The organism is Kosakonia sp. 1610, from assembly GCF_050435845.1.
In the GTDB taxonomy this organism is placed as follows: Bacteria; Pseudomonadota; Gammaproteobacteria; order Enterobacterales; family Enterobacteriaceae; genus Kosakonia; species Kosakonia cowanii.
Genome location: NZ_JBNDKZ010000008.1, coordinates 1 through 15,029 on the forward strand (window position 1 = coordinate 1; position 15,029 = coordinate 15,029).

A 15,029-nucleotide genomic window follows, 5' to 3' on the forward strand; every position below is an offset into this window, starting at 1 on the left:
CGGATGGCGGCTGCGCCTTATCCGGCCTACGGGTGCGGAGCGGCTGAAACCCCATTGCCGGATGGCGGCTGCGCCTTATCCGGCCTACGGATGCGAGGCCGCTGAAACATCATTGCCGGATGGCGGCTGCGCCTTATCCGGTCTACGGGTGAGGATGCACTGAAACGGCGTAGGCCGGATAAGCGTTTACGCGCCATCCGGCAACGTTTTATGCACTACACAAAAAGATCCGCGGCCGTCGTTACCACGCCGCTGTCGAGCACCCAACCGCTGATAAGCGCGGCGGGGGTGACATCAAACGCCGGGTTGTACACCTGCGCATCTTCCGGCGCCCACTGCACCGCGCCAAAACTCCCCGCCACGCCGGTCACTTCCGTGGCGGCGCGCTGCTCAATCGGGATCGCCTCACCGTTCGGGCAATGGGGATCGAGAGTGGTTTGCGGCGCGGCGACATAAAACGGCACGTTGTGAAACTTCGCCAGCACCGCCAGCGAATAGGTGCCAATCTTGTTCGCCACATCGCCATTGGCGGCAATCCTGTCCGCGCCAACCCACACCGCATCCACCTCCCCTTTCGCCATCAGGCTGGCGGCCATCGAATCGGTAATCAGTTGATACTGCACGCCCAGCTCGCCCAGCTCCCAGGCGGTAAGCCGCCCGCCCTGCAACAGCGGGCGCGTCTCGTCCACCCACACATTGCTGATATTGCCCTGCTGATGCGCCAGCGCAATCACGCCGAGCGCCGTGCCGACGCCCGCCGTCGCCAGCCCGCCGGTGTTGCAGTGGGTCAAAATGCGGCTGCCGGGTGTAATCAGCGCAGCACCCGCCTGGGCGATGTTGTCACAGAGCTGTTTATCCTCTTCCACCAGCCGCAGCGCTTCCGTCATCAGCGCATCGGCACAGTTCTCCTGCGCCAGCGCCTGCTTCATGCGGTCGAGATTGTTCATCAGATTCACCGCCGTCGGGCGCGCCGCGCGCAGGGTTTCCAGCGCCTGCGCCAGCTGTTCACGGCTCTCACCGCGCGCGGCCAGCAGCGCCAGCAACAGGCTGGCAGAGAGGCCAATCAGCGGTGCACCGCGCACGCGCAACGCGTGAATATGGCCGACAAGGTCATCTACCGAATCGGCGGCGAGCCAGCGTTTCTCCTGCGGTAACGCCTGTTGGTCGAGAATAAATAAACGATTTTCGGCGATGCGCAGGCTGGTGGTCTGTAATGACGGCATATCGTTAAATCCCTGTTGCGTTAATGTGGCGTATTGTGTCAGGATGCAAAGCGGATGTATAGACGTCTAAATGGCTTAAATCGCAAAAAGAGGATCGAGGCAATGTCGCAATACCATACCTTTTCCGCCCGTGATGCCGTGGCCTATGCACAACAATTTGGCGGCCTTCGCGATCCCTCCGAACTGGTTGACGCGCAGGAAGTGGGCGACGGTAACCTCAATCTGGTATTCAAAATTTTCGACCGCAACGGCACAAGCCGCGTCATCGTCAAACAGGCGCTGCCCTATGTGCGCTGCGTCGGTGAATCCTGGCCGCTAACGCTCGATCGCGCGCGTCTCGAAGCGCAAACACTGGTCGAACACTACAAGCACTGCCCGCAGCACACGGTCAATATCCTTCATTTTGACCCGGAGCTGGCGGTGATGGTGATGGAAGATCTCTCCGATCACCACATCTGGCGCGGCGAACTGATTCGTAATGTCTATTATCCGCAGGCAGCCTCGCAGTTAGGTGAATACCTGGCGCAGACGCTGTTTCACACCAGCGATTTTTACCTCCACCCGCATGTGAAAAAAGCGCAGGTGGCGAAATTTATTAATCCGGCGATGTGCGAGATCACCGAAGATCTCTTCTTCAACGATCCCTACCAGATCCACGAGCGCAATAACTACCCGGCCGAGCTGGAAGCGGATGTCGCCGCCCTGCGCGATGACGCGCAGCTGAAAGTCGCAGTCGCGTCGCTTAAGCACCGCTTCTTCTCTCACGCTGAAGCCTTGCTGCATGGCGATATTCATAGCGGCTCGATCTTTGTCGCCGACGGTAGCCTGAAAGCGATTGACGCCGAGTTCGGCTATTTCGGCCCGGTTGGCTTTGATATCGGTACCGCCATCGGCAACCTGCTGCTCAACTACTGCGGCCTGCCGGGCCATCTCGGTATTCGTGATGCGGCGGCGGCGCGCGAGCAGCGGCTGATCGATATTCAGACCCTGTGGGCAACCTTTGCCGAGCGCTTCCAGGCGTTAGCAACCGAGAAAACGCAGGACGCGGCGCTGGCGCAGCCGGGCTACGCCTCGGCATTTCTGAAAAAAGTGTGGACCGATGCGATTGGTTTTTGCGGCACTGAGCTTATCCGCCGCAGCGTTGGGCTGTCGCACGTGGCGGATATCGACACCATCAAAGATGAGGAGATGCGCCACGCCTGCCTGCGCCATGCCCTCTCCCTTGGCAAAGCGCTGATTGTGATTGCCGATCGCATTGATAGCGTCGATGAGTTAATTGCCCGCGTGCGGCAATACTCGTAATCCCGATAACGAAGCGCCCCTCCGGCGCTTCGCTCACCCCAGATACTCAATAATCGACAACCCGCCGTTGTAGTCGGTGCTGTAGATGATCCCCTGCGCATCAACAAACACATCGCAGGACTGGATCACGCGCGGGCGACCGGGGCGGGTATCCATCATTCTTTCCGGTGCCGCAGGCACCAGCGCGCCGGTCTCAACCGGGCGATAGGGGTTGGAGATATCGTAGGCGCGCACACCGGCATTCTGGTAGGTGGCGAAAATCAGCGTTGAGCTGATAAAGCTGCCGGGGCGATTCTCATGCAGGTTGTGCGGGCCGAAGTGCGCCCCTTTCGCCACATAATCGATCTCATCCGGTTGCGGGAAGGTTGAGATGCTGACCGGGTTAGCGGGCTCGCGAATATCGAACAGCCAGATCAGCTTCTCGCCATCCTCCTGATTGTCGAGCACCGCTTCATCCAGCACCACCAGCAGATCGCGATCCGGCAGCGGCAGCGCGGTATGGGTGCCGCCGCCAAACGGCGGGCTCCAGTTGCGGTGGCTGATAAGCGTCGGTTGGGTGCAATCTTTCACATCCAGCAGCGTCAGGCCGCCGTCGCGCCAGCTGCCGTAAGCGGTATCTCCGGCAATAATCGCGTGGTGCAGCGCGTAGCGTTTGCCCTCTTCCCACCCCGGCGTTTCACCTGCTGCCTGGTTCATTCCCGGCAGCCACCAGCGCCCGGCCACCTCAGGTTTGCGCGGATCGTTCAGATCGATGGTGAGGAAGATGTAGTCGGTAAAACCGTCGATCAGCGCCGAGACATAAGCCCAGCGCCCGCCGACGTACCAGATGCGGTGAATGCCGATACCCTCAAGCGAGAGAAAGCTGATTTCGCGCGGCTTGTCCGGCGTGGAGATATCGAAAATGCGCAGCCCGGCGCTCCAGCCTTTATCCTGCACATCGCTTACGGTCTCGCCAACCGAGCGGGTGTAGTAAACCTTTTCATCGGCAAAGCGAGCGTCGGCAAAGAGATCGCGGGCGTTGATCACCAGCAGCAGATCGTCGTGAGCTTGCAGATGCACATTCCAGGTGCCGGGCGGCGCGGCGATATAGCCTGCGGGTTTCGGGTTCTTTGGATCGCGGACGTCCACAATTGAGAAGCCCTGCGATACCATATGGCCGATATAGGCAAAGCCGCGGTGCACCATCAGCTGGACACCGTCGGGGCGACCGCCCTGGTCGCTGTGGCCAATCAAGCGCATATTGCGGCTGTAGTCCGGGCGTGGAAGTTCAGTTGCCATGATTTATCCTTGTTAAAGGCCGGTGCGATTGCTTATTGCGATACGCTTTTGTAGGCCGGATAAGCGAAGCGCCATCCGGCAATCAATGCCGCACCAGCGCACCGCCGGATGGCGGCGTTGCCTTATCCGGCCTACAGGTTCGCCGCAATTGCTTGTTGCGATACGCCCTTGTAGGCCGGATAAGCGTTAGCGCCATCCGGCAATCAATGCCGCACCGGCCTACAAAATCGGCTCGTGTTGCAAACTATTTATTCTTCGCTTCCAGCGTCGCAAACCACGGCGCAATAAAGTCCTGCGTCTGGCCCCAGCCGGGAATGATTTTGCCGAGCGACGCCACATTCACCGCGCCAGGCTGGCTGGCGAGCAGCGCCTGCGGAATGGCGGCGGCTTTAAAATCATAGGTCGCAGGCGTCGGTTCACCGGCAATCTTATTAGCGATCAGGCGCACATTGGTGGCACCAATCAGCTTCGGATCTACCGCCACGCTCACCTTCCACGGGCTGCCCGCTTCGCGCATCAGTTGCAGATCCTGGTTCGAGACATCAATGCTGTAGAGCTTGATCTCGGTGCGGCCATTCTCTTTCAGCGCTTTATAGGCCCCCTGGCTGAAGGCATCCCAGGTGCCCCAGATGGCATCAATCTGCCCTTTCGGGTATTTCGCCAGCACCGCGCCCACCTTATTAGCCGTGTCGCCCTGCACATCGGAAGAGACGGCACCAATCGACTCCAGCTCTTTAATCCCCGGGTTCGCTTTCAGCAGCTCGGCATAGGCCGCCTGGCGGCGCTCCATCGGCGGGAAACCGGCGACCCATAGTTTGATAATGTTGGCTTTGCCGTTGAAATCTTTCACCAGCTCGCCGAAGGAGAGTTTGGTCAGCGAGGCGTCATCCTGCTGCGTCACGGTAACGCCGGGAATTTCGCCCTTAACGGCGGTATCAAACACCGCCACTTTGATCCCGGCGGCGACCGCTTTTTTGATCAGATCCGTCGAGTAGGGATCGCGCCCCTGCGAAAGGATAATGCCGTCATACTTCTGGCTGATCGCCTGATTAACGAAGTCCTGGAATTTGGCGTCATCACCGTTGCTTAAAAAGGTGCTGATTTTAAAGCCAAGTTTTTTACCCTGCTGCAACGCACCGGCGACAAACTGGGTGGTGTTGTCATCAGAGCCGAGGTTGCGGATCAGCGCAATACGCACCGGGCCGTTATGGTTGGCGATGGCTTCCGGAACCGGCGCAGGCGTGGCGGCGTGGCCCGGCAGCGCATTCAGTAATCCCAGCGCCAGCAGTGAAAGTGCAATTTTTTTCATCTCTGTTTCCCCTGAAAGTTAACGACGCTGGAAGTAAGTCAACGCAAGAGCACCGGCCAGCACCAGCCCCTTAATAATGTCCATCGCGTAATAGGGCACCGACAGCATCACCAGCCCGTTCGAGAGCACGCCGAGGATCACCGCCCCGACCAGCGTGCCGAGCGCGTTCGGTTTCCCCGAGCCCGCCAGCGAGAAGCCAATCCACGCCGCAGCGACCGCATCCATTAAATACCCGCCTCCCGCATTCACCTGCGAGGAGCCGATGCGCGAGGCGAGCAGAATCCCGCCAAGCCCCGCCAGCAGCGAGGCAATCACATACGCCGCTACTTTGTAGCGCGTAGTGCGAATGCCGGAGAGGCGCGCCGCTTCCGGGTTGCCCCCAATGGCGTACATCCGGCGACCGTGGGTGGTCAGTGAGAGGCCAAGCTGCGCCACCACGGTAACCACCAGCATGATAATGACGATGGTCGGCACCTGGCCGAGCAGCGAAAACGCTGCCGGAATGGTCCCTTCCGCCATATCACCGCTCGGCAGCACCATGTTTTCGGTAATCGACCCGCCATAGCTGTAGGTCATCGCCACGCCCTGAATAACAAACAGGCTGCCGAGCGTCGCCAGCATGTCGGGAATGCGCAGCACGACGATGAGAAAAGCGTTAAACAGGCCGACCAGCGTACAGAGCGCCAGCGTCACGAGGATCGCCTCCGTCGTGTCAAAGCCGTGCCAGACAAAGAGCGAGATCACCAGCGCGTTAGCCAATGAGGCGGTGGAACCGACGGAGAGATCAAACCCGCCAATGGTCAGCGAGATCGAGACGCCAACGGCAATCACCGTGACGATAGCGATCGAGCGCAGGATATTGATGATGTTATTGGGATCGAGGAAGTTGTCCGAGGCGATGCCAAAAATGGCTACCAGCGCCACCACGGTGAGCAACATGCCCCACTTATAAAGAAAATCGAAAAATTGCTGCCGCGGGGATGCCGCCGCACTGACTGAAAGGGCCTTACTCACGGGCCGTTCCTCCGGTGGAATAGTAAAGGAGTGTCTCTTCGCGGGCATCCTCGCCCTGCACTTCTGCCACAATGCGCCCATCCCACAGCACACAAATCCGGTCGCACAAACCCACCAGCTCGGCGAATTCACCCGACGCGTAAATCACGCCTTTGCCCTCGCGCGCCAGCCCGTCGATCAGCTGGAAGAGGTCGGTTTTCGCCTTCACATCGACGCCTTTGGTCGGCTCGTCAAAAATCACCACGTTCGCCTGGCCGCGCAGCCACTTGCCAATCGCCACCTTCTGCTGATTGCCGCCGGAGAGACGGCGCAGCATCTGGCCTGGGCCACTGGCGCGCACGCCGACGCGGGCAATCACCTCTTGCGCCCAGCGCCACGCCTGGTGATGGGCAAAGATCCCCCAGCGCGAAAAGGTGCGATCGGCGCTGACGGCGAGGTTCATGCTGACCGGCTCATCGATAAAGATCCCCTCTTTGCGCCGCTCTTCCGGTACCAGCGCCATGCCGCGCGTCACCGAATCAGCCGGATCGCGCGGGCGCCACGGCTGATGGTTCAGCTCGCCGCGCGTAACACGGCTTTTGCTCGCGCCAAACAGGGCTTTGCACAGCTCGGTTTTGCCCGCGCCCGCCAGGCCAGCGATGCCAAGGATTTCGCCTTTACGCAGCCGCAGCGAGATATCTTTCAGCAGCCCTTCGTCGTGCAGGCCATCAATGCTGAGTAGCAGTTCGTCGCTGTGCGGCGGGCGCGCGGGCGGGTAGATATCGCTCAGTTCATGACCGAGCATCTTCTCAACAATCTCTTCGCCGCTGAGCGCCGTCATCGGCCCGGACTCCACCAGCCTGCCGTCGCGCAGCACCGTCAGGGTGTCGCAAATCGCCTTCACCTCATGAATGCGATGGGAGATAAACACCACGCCGATCCCCTGCTGTTGCAGGCGTCTGACCACCGTAAACAGGCGTTCGCTCTCGTGTTGATCAAGCGGCGCGGTTGGCTCGTCGAGGATCAAAAAGCGGCAGTGATGGGAGAGCGCCCGTGCCAGTAAGATGTGCTGTTTTTCCGCCAGCGTGCAGCTGTCGATGGCGCGGGTGACGTCAAACGCTACATCGAGCTGTGCCAGCGCGTCGCGCGCCTGGCGGCGGATCTCACCCCAGCGAAAGCGGTGCCCGCCCTCTGCCAGCTTATCCAGCATGATGTTCTCGGCGATGCTTAGCCCCGGCACCAGCGCAACGTCTACCTCCTGCTGCACCAGGTGAATGCCGAGCTGTTTCGCGTCGCGCGGGGAGCGGATCGGCACCACCTGATGGTTAATGGCGATCTCCCCTTCGTAATGGTCATAAGTGCCGCACAGCACCGCCATCAGGGTCGATTTGCCTGCGCCATTTGCGCCGGTTAAGGCATGGACTGAACCGCCCCGCAAGGTGAAGTCGACATTCGACAGTGCGTTGAAGCCGCCAAAGGCGAGGCGCATGCCACGCATTTCGAGGAGGTTGCTTCCCATAGCGCGTGAATACCTGCGATTAATAGATTGATTTAGCGAATTTTTCACAGCCTCGCTTGACTGGCAACGACAGAAAAGGCATAAGTTAAAGCGAAATAATATTAGCCATCCGGATGTCCAGACATAACATCGGGTTAGCGATCACCTTTAAGGACACCTCATATGAGCAGCACCGATATCCGCGTTGTACCCGGCCCCGCCAACTACTACTCCCACGCAGGCAGCCTTGCGCGGCTGGAGGATTTTTACTCTGCCGAACAGCTTTCCCGCGCGGTGTGGATCTATGGTCAGCGCGCCTTTGCCGCCGCAAAACCGTTTCTGCCACAAGCATTTAACGCGCCTGGCGCCACGCATCTGCTGTTTAAAGGCCACTGCAGCGAGCACGATGTAGCGGAGTTGGCTCAGCAGGCGGGCGCGGATCGCAGCGTGGTAATCGGCGTTGGCGGCGGCGCACTGCTGGATACCGCAAAAGCGGTCGCGCGCCGTCTCGGCTTGCCGGTGGTGGCGATCCCGACCATTGCCGCTACCTGCGCAGCGTGGACGCCGCTCTCGGTCTGGTATAACGACGCCGGTCAGGCGCTCCATTTTGAGATCTTCGATGACGCTAACTTTCTGGTGCTGGTCGAGCCGCAAATTATCCTTGATGCCCCGGTGGAGTACCTGCTGGCGGGCATCGGCGATACGCTGGCGAAGTGGTATGAAGCGGTCGTGCTGGCACCGCAGCCGGAAAACTTATCGCTGACGGTGCGTCTTGGCATTAACAACGCACTGGCGATCCGCGATGTGTTGCTGGAGAGCAGTGAAGCGGCGCTGGCCGATCAACAGCGCGGGGAAGTAACGCAGGCGTTTCGCGATGTGGTGGATGCGATTATCGCTGGTGGCGGCATGGTAGGCGGGCTTGGCGAGCGCTATACCCGCGTGGCGGCAGCGCATGCGGTGCATAACGGGCTGACGGTGCTGCCGCAAACGGAGAAGTTCCTGCACGGCACGAAAGTCGCCTATGGCATTCTGGTGCAGAGCGCCCTGCTCGGCCAGGACGACGTGCTGGCGCAGCTTATTGCGGCCTATCAGCGTTTCAACCTGCCGACTACGCTTGCAGAGCTGGAGGTCGATATTCATAACCGCGCCGAGCTGGATAAGGTGATCGCCCATACTCTGCGCCCGGTGGAGTCGATCCATGCGCTGCCGGTGGCTGTCACCACCGACAAACTCTATGCGGCGTTTGAGAAGGTGGAGACCTTCGCGCGGTAAATCACAAAAATGCGCCAATCACCCAGGCCGGATAAGCGGTACGCGTCATCCGGCAATGTGCATGGCATGTTGGATTGGTGGAATTATTCCGTTCACTACGGGTTCTGGAGTTCCATTAATCTCATGTGCGGTGAACGGGATAAGGGAAGCGGCCGCGCTCCCCTTATCAATCCCCGCGGCCCCGCGAGGAAATCGGTGCTTCGCACTGCGCTCACCTCCCGCGTGCCTGACTGCGGCCGGCTCGACTCGACTTGCTCGCCCGTTCCGGAACTCGCTCCCTGTCTCGGTTCGCCTCTGTCCGCCATCCATGGCGTCCAGACCTTGTCATTCACGCTTCGGTTCGCCGATTTCAGCGGGGACACAACCCCTCGTTGTGAAACCGCAGATAAAAGCTACACCGGTGTCGCTGTAGGCGCGTTTTGGTAGGCCGGATAAGCGTGTAACGCGCCATCCGGCAGGAGACAGCGTGCGAGAGCTGACTTGCGGCAATTAATTGCCTAACTCCTGCAGCAATCGGGTATTGAGGTAGAGCTTTTCGCGACCCACGCTCATCTCCTCCAGCACGCCTATATCTGCCAGCTGCTTAAGGTAGAGCGATGCAGTCTGGCGCTTAGCCACTTGCCCTTTTACAAGGTTATCTATCCGACAATAGGGCTGTGCAAAAAGTATTTGCATCAACTCATGGGTATAGATTTTTGGCAGTCGTTCACGCACAAATTGTGTCGTATCTACCATCAGTTCACGAATGATGGCGATTTTTTTCTTGGTCCAGCGCGCGGTGTTTTCTATCGCTTCCAGCATAAATAAGATCCACGCCTCCCAGCGGCCTTCGGCGGTCACGTCACGCAGGAGCGTGTAGTAGTGATCGCGCCTTTCCAGGATAAACCGGGAGAGATAAAGGATGGGCAGCGAGAGCAATTCACTCTGGATCAGGTACAAAATATTCAGGATTCGGCCTGTTCTGCCATTCCCGTCCGGAAAGGGGTGAATACACTCAAATTGGTAGTGTGAAATCGCCATTTTTATCAGCGGATCCAGGTCATCATCGGCATGGATGAAACGTTCCCAATTCCCCAGCAGATCGCGAATAGCCGCTTCACCTACCGGCGGGGTATAAACCACGTCACTGTTCTGATCGCGCAATACCGTTCCGGGGGTTTTACGAATATCCGTTTCTACGCCGCGCAGCGTGGTGCAAATGGCGATGGCAGTGTTAGTACACAACGGGTAGCTGCTCAGGTAAGTAAAGCCATCGTGCAATGCAGTCCGGTAGCGTAACGCCTCTTTTGTTGCGGGATCGGCGTTCTCGGCCTGATCGGCATACTGGAAGAGCTGATCGCTGGTGGTGACGATATTTTCGATGCGCGAGGAGTCTTTGGCTTCAAGCAGAGGGAGGAGGTTAATCAATAAACCTTGATCGGGAATTAACTCCCCTGCCGTTTTCAACTCTGCCAGAGCGGCACGTGCAGTTATGCAGGCCTTAAGCACCTTACGGGTCTCAATCTCCTCCACGTTGGGCGGCAGCATCGGTAAAGCGTTAAAGGGTATGGTCGGATCCCAGCTCATATGTTTACAAAATCCATTTTTATCGACATATGCTGATAATATGTCGATGCAATCGACCTGTCACGATGACATGTTTAATAAATGTGTTTTTATCGACGTATTTAACATTTTTGGCAGCATACGTGCTTTCACGCTATCCGGAAATGGAGCCGGGATCACATGCCGGATGGCGGCTGCGCCTTATCCGGCCTACCAAAACGGAGCCCGCTGGAACGGCGTAGGCCGGATAAGCGCCAGCGCCATCCGGCAATGTATCAGCGACACCGTCTTTGCTTTTATCTCCAATATGGCAGCGAGGGGTTGTGTCCCCGCTGAAATCGGCGAACCGAAGCGTGAATGACGAGGTCTGGACGCCATGGATGGCGGACAGAGGCGAACCGAGACAGGATGTCGAGTCGAGCCGGCCGCAGTCAGGCACGCGGGAGGTGAGCGCAGTGCGCAGCACCGATTTCCTCGCGGGGCCGCGGGGATTGACAAGGGGAGCGCGGCCGCTTCCCTTGTCCCGTTCACCGCATAAGAGATTAATGAAACTCCCCAGCGCCTGGTGAACGGAACCATTCCACCAAAGCCATATGCCAGGCCCATTGCCGGATGGCGGCTACGCCTTATCCGGCCTACAGAACCTCGTCCACCGTGGCAACATACCGCACTCATCGCCGGATGGCGCTCACGCTTATCCGACCTACAACTCACCCGTTTTTATTCCGTTGGCCATAGCCCCATCGCCATGCGGGCGATACCGAGCAGCGTTTCGCGGCTGGCGCCGTCGCGGGCCTGGATCGACATCCCCTGCTGGATGCTGGTGTAAAGCCGGGTCAGGGCATCAATATCGGTATCGGCGGGCAGTTCGCCCTGCGCTTGTGCCTGCGCCAGACGCGCTTTCAGTAACGCCATCCCGCCGTTGCGCATAGCCTGTACGCGCTGACCAAGGCGATCGTTGCCTTCGCTGGCGACCGCCGAGAGCGTCACCATACAGCCGTGCGGCAGATCGCAGCGCGTCAGCATTTCGGCTGAGCGTTCAAGCCAGCTTGCGACAGCGCGTTTTGGCGAGGGCTCCTGCTCCATATCGCCCCAAATCAGCGGCGCAACACACTGCTCGTAGTGCTGCAACACCTCGTCGTAGAGGTTTTCTTTGCTGCCGAACGCCGCATAAAGGCTCGGCGACTTGATACCCATCGCCTCATAGAGATCGCTCATCGAGGTGGCGGTATACCCCTTGCGCCAGAAGAGCAACATCGCCTTGTTCAGCGCTTCTGTTCGATCAAACTCGCGCGGTCTTCCCCGGCTCATCATCAGCTCCTCACATTTTGTGCTGATCGGTATATTAATAATATTGACGAATAGATGGAAGCCTGATTATTTTAATTATGTATCAATCGACACATAATCCAGGAGTCATCATGTCATATTCACTGTCAGGTAAACGCGCGCTGGTCACTGGCGCAAGCCGGGGTATCGGTAAAGCCATCGCTTTAACGCTGGCGCGCGCCGGGGCGGATGTCGCCATCACTTATGAAAAATCGGCAGAGAAAGCCGAAGCGGTTGCCGAAGCGATCCGCGCGCTTGGGCGCAACGGCGTTGCTATTCAGGCGGACAGCGCCAATCCGCAGGCGGCGCAGGACTCCGTTGCACAAGCGGTGTCGCAGTTGGGCGGGCTGGATATCCTGGTCAATAACGCCGGAATTGCGCGCGGCGGGTCGCTGGAGTCGATGTCGCAGGAAGATATCGACGCGCTGATTAACGTCAATATTCGCGGCGTGATCTATACCACCCAGGCGGCGCTGGCACACCTGCCGGATGGCGCGCGCATCATTAACATCGGCAGTAACCTCTCCGACCAGGTGCCGTTTAAAGGCGTCACGATTTATTCCATGACCAAATCGGCGCTTAATTCCCTGACGCGCGGGCTGGCGCGGGATCTGGGCGCGCGCGGCATCACGGTCAATATGGTGAAACCCGGCTCGACGGACAGCGATATGAACCCGGCGGATGGCGCGCAGGCAGACGAGCAGCGCAGTTTCACGGCGTTAGGCCACTATGGCGAACCGCAGGATATTGCCGAAGCGGTGGCGTTTCTTGCCAGCCCGGCGGCGAAGCATATTACCGGCGCGGATATTGTGGTGGATGGCGGAACCAACGCCTGACGGCAGGCAAAAAAAAGCGGCACAGTGTGCCGCCTTTTGTCGTTAACAGCAGCGTGCGCCGCCTTTGCCGCCGTAGCGCGCATCCTGGCGCTCACGGAAAAACTCCTCGTAGGTCATCGGCGTCTGGTCCGGGTGAGTGACGCGCATATGCTCAACGTAGTTGTCATAATCCGGCACGCCAATCATCATCTTTGCCGCCTGGCCTAAGTATTTGCCCGCTTTTGAGAGCGTATCGAACATATCTGCTCCTTCGCTTAGTGCGCGTTTTTGGCGCGCGCCACAACCTGATCAACGTTGTCCGGCATCGCTTCATACGGCGTCTCTTGCGCCGTCGGGTGATCCGCTTTCAGCGCCGCCAGCGCGGTCTTCAGCGAGTAGAAGGCGAGTACCACCACCACAACCATAAAGAAGAGCGTTAACCCGGCATCGAGGCGGTTGTTAAACACCAGTTGTGCCAGCTGAGACTGGGTATACTGCGCCGGAATATTGCCGCTGTCGATCATCGCCTGGAACTTATTGGCAATCGCCAGGAAGCCCACTTTGTTGTCCGGGCTGAAGGTTTTCTGCCAGCCGGCGGTCAGCGTACAGACCAGCAGCCAGGCCGTTGGCACTAACGCCACCCATGCGTAGCGCTGGCGCTTCATCTTAAACAGCACCACCGCGCAGAGCATCAGCGCCATACCGGCCAGCATCTGGTTGGCGATACCAAACAGCGGCCACAGCGTATTGATACCGCCCAGCGGATCGACCACCCCCTGATGCAGGAAGTAGCCCCACGCCAGCACGCAGAGCGCGGTGGCAAGCAGGTTGGCGGGCAGCGACTCGGTGCGTTTCAGCGTCGGAGAGATGACCCCCAACAGATCCTGCAACATAAAGCGCGCCGCGCGGGTTCCGGCATCCACCGCCGTCAGAATAAACAGCGCCTCAAACAGAATCGCAAAGTGATACCAGAAGGAGACATCCATCAGGCCGCCGAGCGCGCCGTGCAGAATATAGGCCATGCCGACCGCCAGCGTCGGTGCCCCGCCCGCCCGCGAGATGATCGACTGCTCGCCCACTTCATCGGCAATCTGCCGCAGCGCATCCGGCGTAATGGTAAAGCCCCAGTTGCTCACCACCTGTGCCGCAGATGCCACCACATCAGTAGTGCCCGCCGGTGCCAGCACCGCCATCGGGCTGTTCATCGCAAAGTAGACGCCCGGATCGATAATGCACGCCGAGACCAGCGCCATGATCGCCACAAACGACTCCATCAACATGCCGCCGTAGCCGATAAAGCAGGCCTGCCCTTCGCTGGCGAGCATCTTCGGTGTAGTGCCGGAGGAAATCAGCGCGTGGAAGCCGGAGACCGCACCGCAGGCGATGGTAATAAAGAGGAACGGGAAGAGATTACCGGTCCACACCGGGCCGGTGCCATCGACAAACTTGGTCAGCGCGGGCATCGTCAGCGTCGGGCGCATAATCAGGATGCCAATCGCCAGGCCAATAATGGTGCCGATTTTCAGGAAGGTGGAGAGGTAGTCGCGCGGGGCCAGCAGCAGCCACACCGGCAGCACCGAGGCGACAAAACCGTAACCGACCAGCATCCAGGTGAGCTGCACGCCGGTGTAATCAAACCACGGTGCCCAGGTCGGGCTTTCGGCGACCCAGCCGCCGGAGATAATGGCGAACACCAGCAGCACCAGGCCAATCACCGACACTTCGCCAATGCGCCCCGGGCGCAGGTAACGAATATAGATGCCCATAAATACCGCCAGCGGAATGGTGAAGGCCACGGTATAGGTGCCCCACGGGCTGTGGGTCAGCGCTTTGACGACAATCATCGCCAGCACCGCGAGGATAATCACCATGATCATAAAGGTCGCCACCAGCGCGATCACGCCGACGGTTGGCCCCATCTCTGCCTTCACCATCTCGCCAAGGGAGCGCCCATCGCGGCGGGTGGAGATAAAGAGCACCATAAAATCCTGCACCGCACCGGCTAACACTACGCCTGCGAGGATCCAGATCATGCCGGGCAGATAACCCATCTGCGCCGCCAGCACCGGGCCTACCAGCGGGCCTGCGCCTGCAATCGCTGCAAAATGGTGACCGAACAGCACTTTTTTGTCTGTCGGCACATAGTCGAGGCCGTCGTTGTAGCGCACCGCCGGGGTCATGCGCGTCGGGTCAACCTGCAGCACATTTTTGGCGATATAGAGACCATAAAAACGGTAAGCAATGAGGTAAATACAGACGGCTGCGACCACGATCCAGAGTGCGTTGATCGGTTCGCCGCGATTCAGAGCGATATAGCCGAGGGCAAACGCGCCAACAAGCGAGAGCGCGCCCCAAACAAGGTATTTCCCTGGGTTGTTCATAGCGGTTATCCGTTTGAGAGACAGAGAGATGTTACATTTTGTTTCTATATCAACTCAAAGAACTTAACAACTTTGAAACACAGG

The 15,029-nt window shown here is 59.0% G+C and carries 13 protein-coding genes; 4 read left to right on the forward strand and 9 right to left on the reverse strand.

Annotation, left to right across the window (positions count from 1 at the left end):
- Positions 1–215: 215 nt before the first annotated feature.
- Entirely contained in the window at positions 216–1,223 is a 1,008-nt protein-coding gene (gene mtnA, locus ABIC80_RS18625) for an S-methyl-5-thioribose-1-phosphate isomerase (protein WP_429178162.1), read from the reverse strand.
- 102 nt (positions 1,224–1,325) lie between these two features.
- Here mtnA and mtnK point away from each other — a divergent pair, with 102 nt between their 5' ends.
- Positions 1,326–2,525 carry an S-methyl-5-thioribose kinase gene (gene mtnK, locus ABIC80_RS18630; RefSeq protein WP_429178164.1) on the forward strand — a complete coding sequence of 400 codons (1,200 nt, stop codon included), beginning with the start codon at positions 1,326–1,328 and terminating at the stop codon, positions 2,523–2,525.
- Between the two features lie 33 nt (positions 2,526–2,558).
- Here the strand turns inward: mtnK and ABIC80_RS18635 are convergent, their stop codons facing one another.
- The 4 genes from ABIC80_RS18635 to ABIC80_RS18650 form a co-directional block, all read right to left on the reverse strand.
- The gene (locus tag ABIC80_RS18635) at positions 2,559–3,803 is read right to left on the reverse strand and encodes an LVIVD repeat-containing protein (protein ID WP_429178165.1); all 1,245 of its coding nucleotides are present in this window, start codon (positions 3,801–3,803) and stop codon (positions 2,559–2,561) included.
- 244 nt (positions 3,804–4,047) lie between these two features.
- Positions 4,048–5,112, reverse strand: a complete 1,065-nt coding sequence (locus tag ABIC80_RS18640) for a sugar ABC transporter substrate-binding protein (RefSeq protein WP_023479928.1) — start codon at positions 5,110–5,112, stop codon at positions 4,048–4,050.
- Positions 5,113–5,130: 18 nt separating this feature from the next.
- A complete protein-coding gene (locus tag ABIC80_RS18645) occupies positions 5,131–6,126 on the reverse strand; it encodes an ABC transporter permease (protein WP_023479978.1) in 996 nt (331 codons plus the stop codon).
- Positions 6,119–7,624: a sugar ABC transporter ATP-binding protein gene (locus ABIC80_RS18650; protein ID WP_367163433.1), complete on the reverse strand. Its 1,506-nt coding sequence runs from the start codon at positions 7,622–7,624 to the stop codon at positions 6,119–6,121. Before ABIC80_RS18650 ends, ABIC80_RS18645 begins: the two co-directional genes overlap by 8 nt.
- A 162-nt stretch (positions 7,625–7,786) precedes the next feature.
- Here ABIC80_RS18650 and ABIC80_RS18655 point away from each other — a divergent pair, with 162 nt between their 5' ends.
- Positions 7,787–8,875 (forward strand): oxidoreductase, encoded by a 1,089-nt coding sequence (locus ABIC80_RS18655; protein ID WP_429178167.1) that lies wholly within the window; start codon positions 7,787–7,789, stop codon positions 8,873–8,875.
- A gap of 489 nt (positions 8,876–9,364) precedes the next feature.
- On the opposite strand, the gene fic is transcribed toward ABIC80_RS18655, so the two are convergent.
- Positions 9,365–10,441, reverse strand: a complete 1,077-nt coding sequence (fic, locus tag ABIC80_RS18660) for a protein adenylyltransferase Fic (protein WP_200135762.1) — start codon at positions 10,439–10,441, stop codon at positions 9,365–9,367.
- 40 nt (positions 10,442–10,481) lie between these two features.
- On the opposite strand from fic, the gene ABIC80_RS18665 reads away from it, so the two are divergent.
- Positions 10,482–10,781, forward strand: a complete 300-nt coding sequence (locus tag ABIC80_RS18665; RefSeq protein ID WP_429178169.1) for a hypothetical protein — start codon at positions 10,482–10,484, stop codon at positions 10,779–10,781.
- A 359-nt stretch (positions 10,782–11,140) separates the two neighbouring features.
- On the opposite strand, the gene ABIC80_RS18670 is transcribed toward ABIC80_RS18665, so the two are convergent.
- The gene (locus tag ABIC80_RS18670) at positions 11,141–11,734 is read right to left on the reverse strand and encodes a TetR/AcrR family transcriptional regulator (protein ID WP_233631707.1); all 594 of its coding nucleotides are present in this window, start codon (positions 11,732–11,734) and stop codon (positions 11,141–11,143) included.
- Between the two features lie 107 nt (positions 11,735–11,841).
- On the opposite strand from ABIC80_RS18670, the gene ABIC80_RS18675 reads away from it, so the two are divergent.
- Positions 11,842–12,585, forward strand: a complete 744-nt coding sequence (locus tag ABIC80_RS18675) for a 3-oxoacyl-ACP reductase family protein (protein WP_200135591.1) — start codon at positions 11,842–11,844, stop codon at positions 12,583–12,585.
- A gap of 42 nt (positions 12,586–12,627) precedes the next feature.
- On the opposite strand, the gene ABIC80_RS18680 is transcribed toward ABIC80_RS18675, so the two are convergent.
- The gene (locus ABIC80_RS18680; protein ID WP_000460621.1) at positions 12,628–12,825 is read right to left on the reverse strand and encodes a YbdD/YjiX family protein; all 198 of its coding nucleotides are present in this window, start codon (positions 12,823–12,825) and stop codon (positions 12,628–12,630) included.
- 14 nt (positions 12,826–12,839) lie between these two features.
- Positions 12,840–14,945 (reverse strand): pyruvate/proton symporter CstA, encoded by a 2,106-nt coding sequence (cstA, locus tag ABIC80_RS18685; protein ID WP_094420533.1) that lies wholly within the window; start codon positions 14,943–14,945, stop codon positions 12,840–12,842.
- Positions 14,946–15,029 lie beyond the last annotated feature (84 nt).

Coding starts and splice junctions, on each gene's coding strand:
- mtnA (WP_429178162.1), bottom strand. CDS start 1,223: ATGCCGTCATTACAGACCACCAGCCTGCGCATCGCCGAAAATCGTTTA.
- mtnK (WP_429178164.1), top strand. CDS start 1,326: ATGTCGCAATACCATACCTTTTCCGCCCGTGATGCCGTGGCCTATGCA.
- ABIC80_RS18635 (WP_429178165.1), bottom strand. CDS start 3,803: ATGGCAACTGAACTTCCACGCCCGGACTACAGCCGCAATATGCGCTTG.
- ABIC80_RS18640 (WP_023479928.1), bottom strand. CDS start 5,112: ATGAAAAAAATTGCACTTTCACTGCTGGCGCTGGGATTACTGAATGCG.
- ABIC80_RS18650 (WP_367163433.1), bottom strand. CDS start 7,624: ATGGGAAGCAACCTCCTCGAAATGCGTGGCATGCGCCTCGCCTTTGGC.
- ABIC80_RS18655 (WP_429178167.1), top strand. CDS start 7,787: ATGAGCAGCACCGATATCCGCGTTGTACCCGGCCCCGCCAACTACTAC.
- fic (WP_200135762.1), bottom strand. CDS start 10,441: ATGAGCTGGGATCCGACCATACCCTTTAACGCTTTACCGATGCTGCCG.
- ABIC80_RS18665 (WP_429178169.1), top strand. CDS start 10,482: ATGTCGATGCAATCGACCTGTCACGATGACATGTTTAATAAATGTGTT.
- ABIC80_RS18670 (WP_233631707.1), bottom strand. CDS start 11,734: ATGATGAGCCGGGGAAGACCGCGCGAGTTTGATCGAACAGAAGCGCTG.
- ABIC80_RS18675 (WP_200135591.1), top strand. CDS start 11,842: ATGTCATATTCACTGTCAGGTAAACGCGCGCTGGTCACTGGCGCAAGC.
- ABIC80_RS18680 (WP_000460621.1), bottom strand. CDS start 12,825: ATGTTCGATACGCTCTCAAAAGCGGGCAAATACTTAGGCCAGGCGGCA.
- cstA (WP_094420533.1), bottom strand. CDS start 14,945: ATGAACAACCCAGGGAAATACCTTGTTTGGGGCGCGCTCTCGCTTGTT.